The sequence below is a fragment of the Pseudomonas sp. FW305-70 genome (assembly GCF_058783925.1).
Map to the genome: position 1 here is coordinate 19378 of NZ_JBYSYZ010000052.1, position 13652 is coordinate 33029.

Consider the following 13652-nt stretch of genomic DNA (forward strand, 5'->3'; position numbering starts at 1 on the left):
TCCCGGATCGCCAAACGCCAAGCTGTCGCAGAATCCTACACGGTAGACGGAAAAGCCCTGATTCACATTGTTTCCGGTAGAAGGGTTTCGCCTGTGCCGACGCCTTCGCGAGCAAGCCCGCTCCCACACTGGGAATGCGTTTCCCCTGTGGGAGCGGGCTTGCTCGCGAAGGCGATCTACCGGGCTACTCAAAACCCGCGGTTTATCGCTGGGTTTCCTGCTCCAGCTCTTCCTCAGCCGCAGTTTTACCCTTGGTCTTCAACTCGCTGACAATCACCGCCGCTACAATCAACCCGGCCCCGACCAGGGCAATCGCCGGCAGGCGTTCCCCGGCGATGCGCCCGACAATCCCGGCCCATACCGGCTCGCCGGCATAGATCAGCGTGGCGCGGGTCGGTGACACGCTTTTCTGTGCCCAGTTCATCGCCACCTGAATCGCCGCACTCGCCGCCCCAAGGCCCAGTGCGCTGCACAGCAGCAGCCAGGAGAAGTCCGGAATCGCCTCGTTGGTCGGCACCACCATCAGGAACGACAACACCGAAGTGACCGCCAGTTGCACCACCGTTACCCGGCGCACATCGACCTGGCCGGCATAGGTGCTGATCAGGATGATCTCGGCCGCAATGGCCACGGCGCTGATCAAGGTGGCGATTTCACCGGGGCTGAAGTTGAACGACGCACCGGCCGGCCCGGACAGCAGCATCAGCCCGGTAAAGGCCAGCATGATGCCGATGCTCGGCATCAACCCCGGACGCCGTCCCAGCACCAGCCATTGCAGCAATGGCACGAACGGAACATACAGCGCGGTGATGAATGCCGACTGGCTGCTGGGAATGCTCTGCAATCCGACTGTCTGCAAGCCGTAGCCGAGCATGATCGCCACGCCGATGAACGACCCGGCCTTGAGTTCGAACAGGGTCAGGTCGCGCAGGTGACGCCAGGAGAACAGGGCGACGATGCTCGCGGCGGCGGCAAAGCGCAGGCCGACGAAAAACATCGGGCCGCTGACGGTCATCGCATGCTGGACCAGCAGGAAGGTCCCGCCCCAGACCATCGTGATCAGCACCAGCACGCATTCGGCCTTGCTGAACCTTGTGAAACGGGAGGAAGCCTTTGGGGAATTCACCGACGTCATGACCTTGCACGCTACTGGAGGGGGACGCACAATGCGCCGAATGTTGCGCAGTATACTGCCCAACCCTACTCAGTGAGCAATATAGTGCACAAAGATTCTACCCAACGGGCTTCGGTCCTCCAGCACGTCAGCCAAAATGTTCGTCGTTTGCGTCATGCCGCCGACCTGAGCCAGACCGCGCTGGCCGAAAAGTCCGGTGTCAGCCGCCGAATGCTGGTGGCGATCGAGGCGGGGGAAAAGAATGTCAGCCTGACCACCCTCGACCGCGTGGCCGAAGCCCTCGACGTTGCCTTCAGTGATTTGATCCAGGCTCCCGATGCCCGCGATCCCAGCCGTATCAATGAACTGGCCTGGACCGGCACGATTCCCGGCAGTAAGGCGGTGTTGCTGTCCAAGGCCAGCGCCAGCCGCGAAGTCGAGCAGTGGGAGTGGTGCCTGCAACCGGGCGAGGTGTATCCCTCGGAGCCGGACGCCGATGGCTGGAGCGAGCAGATTTATGTCTTCGAAGGTTGCCTGACCGTTATGCTCGGCGACCGGCCACAGAATATTGCGGCGGGTGAATTCTTCATGTTCGCCAGCAACCAACCGCACTGTTATCGCAATGACGGGATGGTAGCGGCGCGGTTTGTGCGTAATGTGGTGATCTGAACAGGGAGAGCAGGATGGGCCAGACCTTGAACAATGACGCCGATGTCCTGATTGTCGGTGGCGGCCTCAGTGGTGCGATGCTGGCGGCGCAGTTGATGCGATTGCCGGGCCGGCGTCGGGTGCTGGTGATCGAACCCAGGGCCGAGTTGGGGCGGGGCGAAGCCTACAGCGCGGTGGAATTGGGCCATACGCTCAACGGCAACGCGGCGCGGATGAGTGTCGACCCGGATAACCCCGACGACCTGACCCAATGGCTCACCGACTACATTGCCGGCGGCGGCTGGCCGGAATCGGATCAGCAGCACGTGCCAATCAGCGAGCTGTTTCCCCCTCGGGGAATCTTCGGCCTGTACGCTCGGCAGCGCCTCGCAGAAGCGCAGGCGGTGGGTGCCTTGATCGTTTCGACGGTCGAGCATGTGCAGGCCGAGGTGGTCGATTTGCAAGCCGATGCAGACGCCGTGCGTTTGACCTTGAGCGACGGCCGATGCTTGCAGGGCGCTTTTGCGGTGCTGGCCACCGGGATGTTTCCCGCTGCGCGCACGCCACAAACCCAATCCAGCGGATTGAATGCGGCGGCCCTCGATCCGTGGGACGTGGCAGCCATGCGGCAGCTCGATGCGCAATCGACGGTCATGATCATCGGCTCGGGCCTGACCATGGTCGACGCCGTGGTGTCCCTCGAACAGGCCGGACATCGCGGGCCGATCGAAGTGTTTTCCCGCCATGGGCTGCTGCCCCATGTGCGCCGCCAGCCTCCGGCCTGGGTGGATTTTCTCGCCGAGGACCAGGACCTCCGCACACCTCGCCAGTTGCTGCGCGAATTGCGTCGACACTGCCGGGACGCCATCGCCCAGGGCATCGACTGGCAGGCGCCACTGGACACGGTTCGGGCACACATTGGCCGCTTGTGGCATCAGGCAACGGATGTGCAGCGTCGGCAGTTCGTGCGGCATGTGCGGCCCTGGTGGGAAAGCCATCACCACCGCTCACCACCCTTGAGTGCCGAACTGGTAGCGCGCTTGTATAAAGAAGGACGGTTACGTATTCACGCCGCGTCATATCAGGGCCTTGAGCCTTCGATCAATGGCGGGGTGAACATCCGTCTTCGACGACGCGGCGAGGCGCAGGCCTGCGTGGTCAGCGGTGCTGCCCTGATCAACTCCAGCGGTATCGAATACGACTGGCGCCGGGTCGCGCGACCGCTGCCCCGGCAATTGCTCGCCCGTGGCCTGGTGCGACCGGGGCCGTTGGCCCTGGGCATCGCGGCAGAAGTCGATGGCGCGGTGCTGAACGCCGAAGGGCTGCCCGCCAGCCGTCTGTTTGCCATGGGCCCGCCGTTGCGCGGCCTGTGGTGGGAAAGCACGGCCGTCACTGATGTGGCGAGTCAGGCCAAGGCGCTGGCCGAGCGACTGGTGCGCTAAGGCAGGCGAGCTAACGTTCGGCCTGATGAGTGGTGAAGAGCGTTTGTGTACGCCGATCCACTGTAGGAGCGAGCTTGCTCCGGGCGGCGTTCCGACGAAAAAACCGAGAGCACCGCGGGGTGTCAGGCTCCCCGCATCATCGTTGACCTCCATCGCGAGCAAGCTCGCTCCTACAGGCCGGGCGGCGTTCCGTTTTTCCAAAGTGACCCGCCGTACGGGCGGGACCAATAGTCGCCGTTACCTGTACACCTTCAAAAAATACCACCCGCCCCGCAGACCCCCCCGATGATTATTTTTTGTCGGCCATCGCTTGCGTGTCGCGCTCGATAGTTGGGCACCGTGTCCGGGCTGAGCAAACCTGACCGGAGCCCAATAATGATAAAAAAAAGCTCGGCCACAGCCGGAGTCCGCCAACGACTTCACCGGCTTGGCCATACCCGCCCGCAACCGCTTGCGTTGGCGATTGTTGCCATACTCACGGGGCCGGCCTGCGCCACCACCTTTGACCTCAACGAAGACTGGAGCCTGTCGACCAGGACCAGCCTGAGCCTGGGCAGCAGTTGGTCGACGCAAAATCCCGACAAAAGCCTGATGACCCGCGCCAATGCCTTGCAGGCCCAGGGCGTGAATGCCAATGGCAGCAGCGTCAGCGCCGATGACAACCGGCTGAACTTCGAGAAGGGCGATCCCATCTCGCAGCTTTTCAAGGGCCTCACCGATTTCAGCCTCGATGGCCAGGGCCAGGGCGCGTTCCTGCGCTTCAAATACTGGTACGACCACGCCTATGAAACCGGCAATGGCCGCTTCAAGGATTTCGACGATTCGGGCTGGGACGACTTGTCGAAGTTCAAGGGCTTCCAGGTCCTCGATGCCTACGTCTGGAAAGACTTCCAGGTGGCCGAGCATCCGCTGAACGTGAAGGTCGGTAACCAGGTGGTGTCCTGGGGCGAGGCGCTGTTGATCCAGAACGGCATCAACGTGATCAACCCGCTGGACATCTCGGCGTTCAACCGTCCCGGTGTGGAAATCAAGGAAGGCCAGTTGCCGGTGGAGATGGTGTCCTTCAGCTTCGGCCTGACCGACACCACCAACCTCGAAGGTTTCTACCAATACAACTGGCGGCCCAGTGTCCTCGACGGTTGCGGCACGTTCTTCGCCAGTAGCGACGTGATTCAGCCGGGGTGCGGGCCGTTGTACCTGAGCCAGGTGCAGACCGATGATCAGATGCAGGCCGCGGGGTTGTACGCCACCTCCCGGGGCAATGAGTCGCCGTCCGATTACGGCCAGTTCGGCTTCGCCCTGCGCCAGATGATCCCGGCGCTGAACGATGCTGAAGCCGCGATCTACTACATCAACTATCACTCGCGGTTGCCGTATTTCACCCTCAACGCCAGGAACACTTCCTTGCCCGGCACCTTTCCCGGTGGCACCCAGGCGCCGAGTTATGCGGCGGCCTTCCCGGAAAACATTCACCTGTACGGCATCAGCCTCAACGGCGTCGAATCGGTTACCGGGATTTCCCTGGCCGGTGAGCTGAGCTATCGGCCGAACATGCCACTGGCGATCAACGCACCTGACGTCAACGTCGCTGTGATTTCCGGGCCGGGGGGCAGCTCCTGGGTGCAATTGCCGCCCGGTTTCAGCACCACCAATGGCAGCCAGTTCGATGCCTGGGAGCGCAAGGGTGTCTGGCAGATGACCGGCTCGGCCACCCAGGCCATCGACAACGTGCTGGGCGCCACACGCCTGAGCCTGTTCGGTGAAGCCGGTGTCGTGCATATCGACGATCTGGGCGACGAGCGCCTTGGCCGTAGCGCAGCGTTCGGCCGCAGTGCGCCGCGCAACGGCACGCCGTGCAACACCGTGGCTTCCGGCGTCACCAACCAGTACTGCACCGACAAAGGCTTTGCCACCGAGTGGTCGTGGGGTTATCGCCTGCGCGCCAGCCTCGAATACAGCGATGTGTTGCCGGGCATCAACCTGATTCCGGCCGTCAACTGGCGGCATGACGTCGAGGGTTATTCCTACGATCCGCAAGGACCGTTCCAGGAAGGCCAGCAAGCGCTGGGCGTGAGCCTGACCGGCGTCTACATGAACGATTACAGCGTGGAACTGGCCTACAACGCCTTCTTCGGTTCCAACGACTACAGCACCCTCGACGACCGCGATTTCGCATCCGTCAGCTTCAAGGCAGACTTCTAAGGAGAACCGTTATGCGTATGCAATTGTGCGTGCTGGCCCTGGCCTGCACCGTCGGCCTGGCACAGGCCAAGGGCACCGATTCGGCAGCCCTGGGCAAGACCCTGACCCCCATGGGCTCGGAAATGGCAGCCAATGCCGACGGCAGCATTCCGGCCTGGACCGGTGGCCTGGCGAGCAACGCCGGCACCGTCGACAGCAAGGGCGGCTACAGCGACCCTTATGCGGCCGAGAAGCCCTTGTTCACTGTCACAGCAAAGAATGTGGCGCAGTACGAGAAGTTTCTCAGCCCCGGGCAAATCGCCTTGTTCAAGCGCTTTCCCGAGACCTACAAGATGAACATCTACCCGACCCATCGCAGCGCCAACCTGCCCAAAGAGGTGCTGGCGGCAAGCCGCGACAACGTGGCCAAAACCAGCATGGCCGATGGCGGCAACGGCTTGCATGACTACGCCAGGGGTATTCCGTTTCCGCTGCCCACCGAAGGCCTGGAAGTGATGTGGAACCACATGACCCGTTATCGCGGCGGCAGTTACGAGCGCATCAGCAGCGCCGCACTGGTGCGTGAAAACGGCGCCACCAGCTACGTGCGCAACCAGTCGCTGATCAACTTCGCCGACACCGTGGGCGGACTGGAGCCAGGTTCCAACATCCTGTTCATGTTCAAGAGCCGGGTGCTGGAGCCGGCGCGTCTGTCCGGCGAAGCGGTGCTGGTGCATGAGCCGATCGACCAGGTCGCCGAGCCGCGTTCGGCCTGGCAATACCTGCCGGGGCAACGTCGCGTGCGGCGTGCGCCGATGATCGCCTATGACAACAGCGCCCGTTACAGCAATGGCCTGATCACCGCCGACAACGTCGACGGCTACAACGGAGCGCCGGACCGTTTCGACTGGAAACTGGTGGGCAAGCAAGAGCTGTTCATCCCTTACAACAGCTACAAGATCGGCAGCCGCGACCTCAAGTACGACGCTGTGATCAAGCCCAACCACGTCAACCAGGACCTGGCCCGCTACGAGAAGCATCGGGTGTGGGTGGTGGAAGCGACCCTCAAGCCGGGTGCTCGGCACATCTACGCCAAGCGCCGCTTTTATGTGGACGAGGACAGCTGGCAGATCGCCCAGTCGGACCAGTACGACAGTCGCGGTGAACTGTGGCGCAGCGGTGAACTGCATGCGATTCAACAGTATGACCACGGCTTCACCTACAACGTGCTGGAAACCTCCTACGACCTGATCTCCGGACGCTACTACGCCGGCGGCCTGGCCAACGAAGAGACCGAACCGATGCGCGTGGGCTTCGCCGCCAAGACCGACGACTACACCCCGTCGGACCTGAGGCGCTGGGCCAAGTAACCCTTCGCCAAACCACCGAAAATCCAATGTGGGAGCGGGCTTGCTCGCGAAGGGGCCGTGTCAGTCGACATCATGAGTGAATGACACACCGCTTTCGCGAGCAAGCCCGCTCCCACAGTGGGCCGGTGTGCCGATGTTTATCTAAAGGAGATCTACCGTGCGCTACTGGATATCCGCTCTTGCCCTGGGCGCAAGCCTGGGTACCGTTCACGCTGCAACCCTCGATCAACCCCAGGCGAAGGCACTGGCCCGGGAGGCCTACGTGTTCGCCTACGCCACCGTCGAGCACGACAAAGTGCTCAGCGCCATCGCCGCGAAGCTGCCGTTCAACCGGCTCTACAGCGAACCGCGCTTGCTCGGCCCGCAGGACAACAAAGTGGTGTCGCCGAACAACGACACCTTCTATTCCCGAGCCTTGCTTGATTTGCGCAGCGAGCCGATGGTGCTGGACGTGCCGGCCGTGCAGGGGCGCTACTACAGCTTTCAACTGGTCGACATGCGCACCGACAACCTCGACTACATCGGCACCCGCGCCACGGGTGATAAAGCGGGGCGCTACCTGATCACCGGGCCGGACTGGAAGGGTGAAGTGCCATCGGGTTTCAGCGGCGTGATTCGCTCGCCGAGTCGCCTGGTGTTCCTGTTGGGGCGCACCGAGGTCAAGGGCGAAGCCGATCAGAAAGACGCCGCTCAAGTGCTCAAGGGCTACGCCTTGCAACCACTGTCCACCGTGAGCGGCGGCGCGGCGCCTGAAGCCTTGGCAACGCTGCAGCTTCCAGCGTACACGGACACCAGACAGGGGCCGGCGCAGGCGCTGTTCAGCACCTTCAACGCCTTGGCGCCGCTGCACCAATGGAGCGCCAGCGAGCAGGAAAAACTGGCCCGTTTCGCCGCCATCGGTGTGAAGCCGGGCGCCACATTCCAGGCGCCGGCGGATTTGCACGAAGCCGTCGCCCAAGGCGCCGAAGCCGGTCGCGAGCAAGTGCGCGCAGCGTCCAGCCAGCTGTCGGTGGAACAGCAGGGCTGGTTGCCGTCGCCGTCCAACGTCGGCAAGTTCGGCGACGACGACCTGACCCGTGCCGCGGTTGCCTGGCGCTACATCTACGCCAACGATGCTGTGGAAGCGCTGTACCCGATGGCGCTGCATGATGCAAAGGGGCAGATGCTCAGCGGCCAGCACGCCTATCGCCTGCATTTCCCTGCAGGGCAATTGCCGCCGGTGAATGCGTTCTGGTCACTGACCTTGTACGACGGCAAGACCCAACTGCTTGCCGCCAACCCGATCCAGCGTTATGCCCTGGGCGACCGCAGCCCTGGTCTACACTACGATGCCGACGGCGGCTTGACCCTGACCTTGCAAGCCGATGCGCCCAAGGATACGCCGCAGGGCAACTGGCTGCCGACACCGCAAGGTCCGTTCAACCTGCTGTTGCGCCTGTACCTGCCCAAGGGCGGGGCACTGGACGGGAGTTATCAGTTGCCGACGATTGCGAGGATCGAACCGTGAACCTGATTTTCAGTCGTCGCCGGGTGTTGGGTGGCATGGGGGTATTGGGAGGCAGCCTGATGTTTCCAGGCTGGTTGCTGGCCGCTGATTCCGATGACCTTCGCCAGATTGCCAAGGAGGCGTGGATTTACGCGTACCCCATGCTCATGCATTACCAGACCATGGAAAAACAGGCGCTCAACGCGTCTGCGCCGGAGTACGTCGGCGGCTTCAACCGCTTGCGTCACTACGGCGAGTTGTTCACCCCGAGCAATCGCGACATCGTCACGCCGAACAACGACACGCCGTATTCCTGGGCCTGGCTCGACCTGCGCAGCGAGCCGCAAGTGCTGAGTGTGCCGGCCGTGCCTGATGACCGCTACTACGTGCTGCAACTGGTCGACCAGTACACCCACAACTTTGCCTATGTCGGCGTGCTCAGCACCGGGCGCGATGCGGGAAATTACCTGATCGCCGGACCCGACTGGCAAGGCCATACACCGGACGGCGTCACGGCCGTGCTGCGCAGCGAAACCGAAATCGTCATGGTGCTTGGCAGAACGGGTCTGAAAAACGCCGGCGACCTGCCGGCGGTGCGTGCCTTGCAGCAGCAATACGGTTTGCGTTCGTTGCATGAATATGTCGGCAGTGCAGCGCCTGTGGCCGCCCCCGTCATTGACTGGCAACCCTGGGACAGTAAGACCGGCTTGGGGCTTGAGTTTATCCCGGTGTTGAACCAGATCCTCAGCCTGTGTCCGACGCAACCGTCCGAGCAAGCCTTGCGCGCACGCTTTGCGCGGATCGGCATCGTGCCCGGCCAGGGCTTCGACCCGGCGACGTTGCCGCCAGCCACTCGCAAGGCACTGCTCGCCGGGATTCAGGACGCCCAGGCGCAACTGCAAACGGCGGTGAGCCAGGTACGCACCACCCTCGGCCTGTTCGGCACGCGCGAAACACTGGACGGCAATTACCTCAACCGCGCTGTTGCGGCGAATGTCGGCATTTACGGCAACAGTGTGGAGGAGGCCTTCTACACCGGCACTCGCGTGGATAATCAAGGGCAACCCTTGCAGGGCGGGCGACGCTATCGCCTGCGTTTCGCACCGGGTCAATTGCCGCCCGCCAGCGAGTTCTGGTCGCTGACGTTGTATGACTTGCCGGACCGACAACTGGTGGCCAACCCGATCAATCGTTACGGCCTGAGCAGTCGGGATCATATGCAGATGGACGCGGACGGCGGGTTGACGTTGATCTTGCAGAACACCACGCCGCCTGAGCAGAGCAATTGGTTGCCGACGCCGGCGAGCGGGGCGTTCACCCTGATCTTGCGCCTGTATGGGCCCGGGCAGCAGGTGGTCAATCAACGCTGGCAAATGCCGGTGGTTGAAGTGGTGTCTGCCTGAGCCGCGCCCGTACCGCCACCGGGGCCGAGGTCGTCGTTTCCAATCAAATCGTCGGTGTGCACGCCTGTAATGCCGCACAGCAGAACCAGGCAGAGCAGGGCGCCAGTCGATGTTTTCATGGGGCTGTCCGAGGTGAAACCGGCCCCATCAACCAGTGTGGCTGATGGGGCGCGGGCTCAGTTGGCGATCACCGGCACCGTGCGCACGGAGCCTTGGGACGAGCTGATCGTGGCGGTCGGGCTGGCCGACGGAACCACCGTGGTGGTGTTGTTCACCGTCAACTTCCAGCGTCCATTCACCGGTACGGAGGTGGTGCCCAGGGTGACCAGCCCGGCAGGGGTAGTGACCTTGACGGTGATGGTGTTGCCGGTGGTCACCGATGAGGTGCCGGCAAAGTCCCAGGTGAAGCGGTTGTTGGAGCGGGCTCTGACCGTTGCGGTGGTCACTGCGAAGGTTTCCGCAACAGGCCGTGGCGAAACCTGCACCGTGACCGTGGCCGGCGTCGTCGACACGGCGCCGAAGCTGTCCCGGGCGAAGTAGGTGAAGGTCGTGGTGAAGGCCGTGGGGACGGAGGCCGGTGGGGTGTAGGTGAGCACCGTGCCGTTGCTGCTGACGGTGCCGCGACCTGTCGGTGGTGGAGTGAAGCTGGCGACGGCCAGCGGCAGGTTGCCTTCCGGATCGGTGTCGTTGGCCAGCACGCTGATCGGGATCGCCACACCCAGTGTCGTGACGGCATCGGCGACCGCCACCGGAGGCCGGTTAGGCGCCACGGTAATGGTCACGGTTGCCGCCGTCGTCGAGGCCAGGCCTTTGACGTCCTGGGCCTTGTAGGTGAAGGTCGCGGTCAGCGGCGCGTTGACCACGGCGGGAGGGGTGTAGACCACCGCCGTGGTGCCGCTCAATGCCACGGTGCCCTGGCCGGCAGCCGGTGGGGTCAGCGCGGTAATGCTCAGCGGCGTGTTGCCATCAGGGTCCCTGTCGTTGGCCAGCAGATTGAGGGTGATCGGCACGCCGAAGCTGGTGCTGCCGGTATCGGCGACGCAGATCGGTGCCTGGTTCGCGCCGGTGTCCGGTGCAGTGCCGACGACTACGACCGGCTCGGTGTCACTGCCGCCGGCGGCGGATTTCACCGTGACGGTTGCAGGTGGTTGGGACAGGTCAGCCACCGTCAGACGTTGCAGGGTGCCGGTTTTCGACAGCCGTCCGTAACCCTGGGCGACCATGTCCGGTACCACCACTTCGTCTGTGGAGGTGGCCTCGATCAGCAGGCTGTGGTTGCTCCAGCTATAACTGGCGGTCTGGATTTTCACCAGGTCCGAGAGCTTGCTCGACACCGCGGTCGGGCGGGTGGTGCCGGCCGGGTTGGTGGCGGTGACCACCACGACCGGCGGCACGGTGCCGTTGGCCAGCAGATGCTGGGCGAAGAACGTGCCGTTGTCATCGCTCACCATGTTGGTCTGGCAAGGCGTCGGCGGCGGGCCGGGCACCAGGGCGATGCTTTCGCGAAAGCACAGGGTCGAACCATTGTCGGCTTTGGCGAACACTTCGACCCGGGTGTTGTTGCCCCCCGTGCCGGCGGTGCGCCGGTAGGTGGCACGGCTCATGTCCACCGCGGTTTGCGCGCGGCTGTCGAGCACCTTGCCGGCCACGGTGAAGAGGTTGGTCTGCAGGGTCCCGGCCGGGCCCTGGATGCGTACGAAGTTGGTGTTGTTGGGGCTGCCGGTCACGGCCTCGGTGAGGTTCGGGTCGCCGATGAAGGTTTCGATGGCGCCGGTGTCCGGATTCACCGCGGTGTAGGGGCCGTTGACGCTGCGCAGGAACGGTCCGATCGCACCGTTGACCGCACCGCTGAAAACCCCCGGTGCACCGATGCCGACGTCCCGGGTGATGTTGATCGCACGACGTCCGGGAGTGGTGACGTTGACCGTTTCCACACCATAGGGGTGGGTAATGGTGTAGGTCCCGGCAGTGGGAACATTTATCCGCATGCGAATCCGCGCGAAGCTGATCTGGTCGCCGTCGACCGGGTTGCCGCCGGCAAAGGCAGCCTCGATCCCGGCGACATAGGCGTCCATGCCATAGCCGGCGGCATTGTCGGGGATGCTGGTTTCGGCCAGGTACCAGAAGGCTTCGTCCGGCCAGTTATCCGGGAACACCATCGGCTGGGTGTCGTCGAAAATCCCGGGTGTCGGCAGCAGGGTGCACATGTACGCCGGTGGCACACTGGCAGCGACCCGTGTGCTGACGGCGCGGGACTGGCACAGTTCCATCGACAGCTGATTGTTGTCCTGATACCAGATGGGGAATTTCCCGGTGGCAAAGGTGTAGGGGCCGGGATCGACGGCGGCGAGTTGCGCGAAAGCACTGCCGGACAGCGATAGAGTCAGTCCCAGGGCGTTGACCGCCAGGCGTGGCCATTTGTTCATGATGCCTCCTGATGAGGATCCGGGCATGTGAGCGTTCATTGCACGATGACCACTTCTTCGGTATCGCTGCCGCCATTGGATGACGTCACGCGAACCTGGGCTGGCGGAATCGGTGTGATGCCGGTGGCCAGGCTTTTCACGGCGCCGTCGCCACTCAGGGCGCCGATGGCAAGACCGGAGCCGGTGGTAGCGGTGAGCACCGGTGGCGAGGTTTCGTCGCTGGTCGAGGCCGTGATGCTGATTTGCCCGGTGCTCAGGCTGTACTCGGCACGTGAGATCGTCACCAGGTCGGTCAGCGGCATGGGCAAGACGGTCGGCGTGCTGCTGGTGATCGCCAGGTGGTTGTCGGCGGTCACCTGCAAGGTGCCCGGCAGGGTCGGATTGTTCGGCGACTGCGCATACCAGTGGCCGGTGGTGTCCGCTTCAGAGAAGTTCAGTACCGGGTTGTTGCTGGTCAGGGTCACGCTGGCCGGTGGCGGTGGGGCCAACACGAACACATCCTGCTGGGCCACCGGTGCGCTGGCGCCGGCATGTCGCGAGTAGGTGCTGCGTTCGGCGATGACCGGGGTCGGCCGGACCACCGATGACAACTTGCCGGAAACGGCGAAGAGGTTGGTGCGCAAGTCCAGGCCATTGGGGCCTTCGATACGCACGTAGTTGGTGTTGAACGGGCTGCCGGTCACGGCTTCGTTGAGGTTCGGATCGCCGACGAATTTTTCCGCCTGGCCCGTGCTCGGGTTGGTCTCGGTGTAGGGGCCGTTGACGCTGCGCAGGAACGGCCCGACGTCACCCTTGAGCGCGCCGTCATAGGTTTTTGGCGCACCGATGCCGATGTCCCGGGTCATGTTGATCGCCCGCCGGCCGGGGGTGTCGATATTGAATACCTCGACGCCATAGGGGTGGGTGATGACATAGGTACCGGCGACGGGCACGTCGACGCGGATACGGATACGGGCGAAGCTGATCTGATCGCCCTCCAGCGGATCACCCCCGCTGAAGGCGGCTTCGAGCGCCGAGACATAGGTCAGGTCGATGCCTCGGGCGGCGTCGACGATGGTCGTTTCGCCTGTCGCCCAGAACGCTTCGTCGGGGAAATTGGTCGGGAAGACCAACGGTTGGGTGTCGTCGAAAATCCCGGGGTTAGGGATCAACGAGCACATGTAAGTCGGAGCGCCAGGCGCGCTGGCAACCCTGGAACTGACAGCCTTTGACAAGCACAGGTCAAGGGTTCGGCCGTGGGCATCCTGATACCAGGCGGCGAAGTTGCCATTGGCTGGCAGGTAGGGTCCCGGGTCTACGGCAAACAGCGCTGCCTGGGCGATGCCTTGGGCCAGAGCGATCACGCCCAGCGCGGTCGCGGTTTTGCACAGAAAAGGGTGCATGGGTATTCCCTCTGTCGAAGTACCTGCCCTTTGGGGATGGGTCAGTTGCCAGGGAGGGGCAACTTCCATACCAATCAGCGAAAACGCCCGGCAGAGGCCTGAACAAAGGCGTTGACGCAGTCGTGGCCGATAGACCGGGAAGTGATCAAACGGGCGGTTGTCCCCAACATTGGGGGTAAAGGGGGCGCAGGGGCGCAGGG

General features: G+C 63.4%; 10 protein-coding genes. 6 read left to right on the forward strand and 4 right to left on the reverse strand.

The annotated features are described in order from the left end of the window. Window positions 1-202: 202 nt before the first annotated feature. Window positions 203-1198 carry a DMT family transporter gene (locus AC3WN7_RS25975; RefSeq protein ID WP_102675545.1) on the reverse strand — a complete coding sequence of 332 codons (996 nt, stop codon included), beginning with the start codon at window positions 1196-1198 and terminating at the stop codon, window positions 203-205. 21 nt (window positions 1199-1219) lie between these two features. On the opposite strand from AC3WN7_RS25975, the gene AC3WN7_RS25980 reads away from it, so the two are divergent. The 6 genes from AC3WN7_RS25980 (at window position 1220) to AC3WN7_RS26005 (ending at window position 9644) form a co-directional block, all read left to right on the forward strand. Continuing rightward, window positions 1220-1783: a helix-turn-helix domain-containing protein gene (locus tag AC3WN7_RS25980; protein WP_095967976.1), complete on the forward strand. Its 564-nt coding sequence runs from the start codon at window positions 1220-1222 to the stop codon at window positions 1781-1783. Between the two features lie 14 nt (window positions 1784-1797). Continuing rightward, window positions 1798-3204 carry an FAD/NAD(P)-binding protein gene (locus tag AC3WN7_RS25985; protein ID WP_102675546.1) on the forward strand — a complete coding sequence of 469 codons (1407 nt, stop codon included), beginning with the start codon at window positions 1798-1800 and terminating at the stop codon, window positions 3202-3204. Between the two features lie 375 nt (window positions 3205-3579). Further along, window positions 3580-5406 (forward strand): DUF1302 domain-containing protein, encoded by a 1827-nt coding sequence (locus AC3WN7_RS25990; RefSeq protein ID WP_102675547.1) that lies wholly within the window; start codon window positions 3580-3582, stop codon window positions 5404-5406. 11 nt (window positions 5407-5417) lie between these two features. Continuing rightward, a complete protein-coding gene (locus AC3WN7_RS25995; RefSeq protein ID WP_102675548.1) occupies window positions 5418-6755 on the forward strand; it encodes a DUF1329 domain-containing protein in 1338 nt (445 codons plus the stop codon). A gap of 157 nt (window positions 6756-6912) precedes the next feature. Beyond that, complete coding sequence (locus AC3WN7_RS26000) at window positions 6913-8262, forward strand: DUF1254 domain-containing protein (RefSeq protein WP_102675549.1); 1350 nt, start codon at window positions 6913-6915, stop codon at window positions 8260-8262. After that, window positions 8259-9644 carry a DUF1254 domain-containing protein gene (locus AC3WN7_RS26005; RefSeq protein ID WP_102675550.1) on the forward strand — a complete coding sequence of 462 codons (1386 nt, stop codon included), beginning with the start codon at window positions 8259-8261 and terminating at the stop codon, window positions 9642-9644. Before AC3WN7_RS26000 ends, AC3WN7_RS26005 begins: the two co-directional genes overlap by 4 nt. Here the strand turns inward: AC3WN7_RS26005 and AC3WN7_RS26010 are convergent. From AC3WN7_RS26010 to AC3WN7_RS26020, 3 genes are read right to left on the reverse strand one after another with little or no spacing between them, the layout of a single operon-like run. After that, window positions 9602-9763, reverse strand: coding sequence for a hypothetical protein (locus tag AC3WN7_RS26010; protein ID WP_256585793.1), 162 nt, complete (start codon window positions 9761-9763; stop codon window positions 9602-9604). The genes AC3WN7_RS26005 and AC3WN7_RS26010 overlap by 43 nt on opposite strands. 57 nt (window positions 9764-9820) lie before the next feature. After that, window positions 9821-12070 (reverse strand): Ig-like domain-containing protein, encoded by a 2250-nt coding sequence (locus tag AC3WN7_RS26015; RefSeq protein ID WP_102675551.1) that lies wholly within the window; start codon window positions 12068-12070, stop codon window positions 9821-9823. Between the two features lie 35 nt (window positions 12071-12105). Then, the gene (locus AC3WN7_RS26020; protein WP_095967968.1) at window positions 12106-13452 is read right to left on the reverse strand and encodes a hypothetical protein; all 1347 of its coding nucleotides are present in this window, start codon (window positions 13450-13452) and stop codon (window positions 12106-12108) included. Window positions 13453-13652 lie beyond the last annotated feature (200 nt).

Bases quoted from the DNA above. Each gene is read 5' to 3' on its own strand.
- AC3WN7_RS25985 (WP_102675546.1), top strand. From the start codon at position 1,798: ATGGGCCAGACCTTGAACAATGACGCCGATGTCCTGATTGTCGGTGGC.
- AC3WN7_RS25990 (WP_102675547.1), top strand. From the start codon at position 3,580: ATGATAAAAAAAAGCTCGGCCACAGCCGGAGTCCGCCAACGACTTCAC.
- AC3WN7_RS25995 (WP_102675548.1), top strand. From the start codon at position 5,418: ATGCGTATGCAATTGTGCGTGCTGGCCCTGGCCTGCACCGTCGGCCTG.
- AC3WN7_RS26010 (WP_256585793.1), bottom strand. From the start codon at position 9,763: ATGAAAACATCGACTGGCGCCCTGCTCTGCCTGGTTCTGCTGTGCGGC.
- AC3WN7_RS26015 (WP_102675551.1), bottom strand. From the start codon at position 12,070: ATGAACAAATGGCCACGCCTGGCGGTCAACGCCCTGGGACTGACTCTA.
- AC3WN7_RS26020 (WP_095967968.1), bottom strand. From the start codon at position 13,452: ATGCACCCTTTTCTGTGCAAAACCGCGACCGCGCTGGGCGTGATCGCT.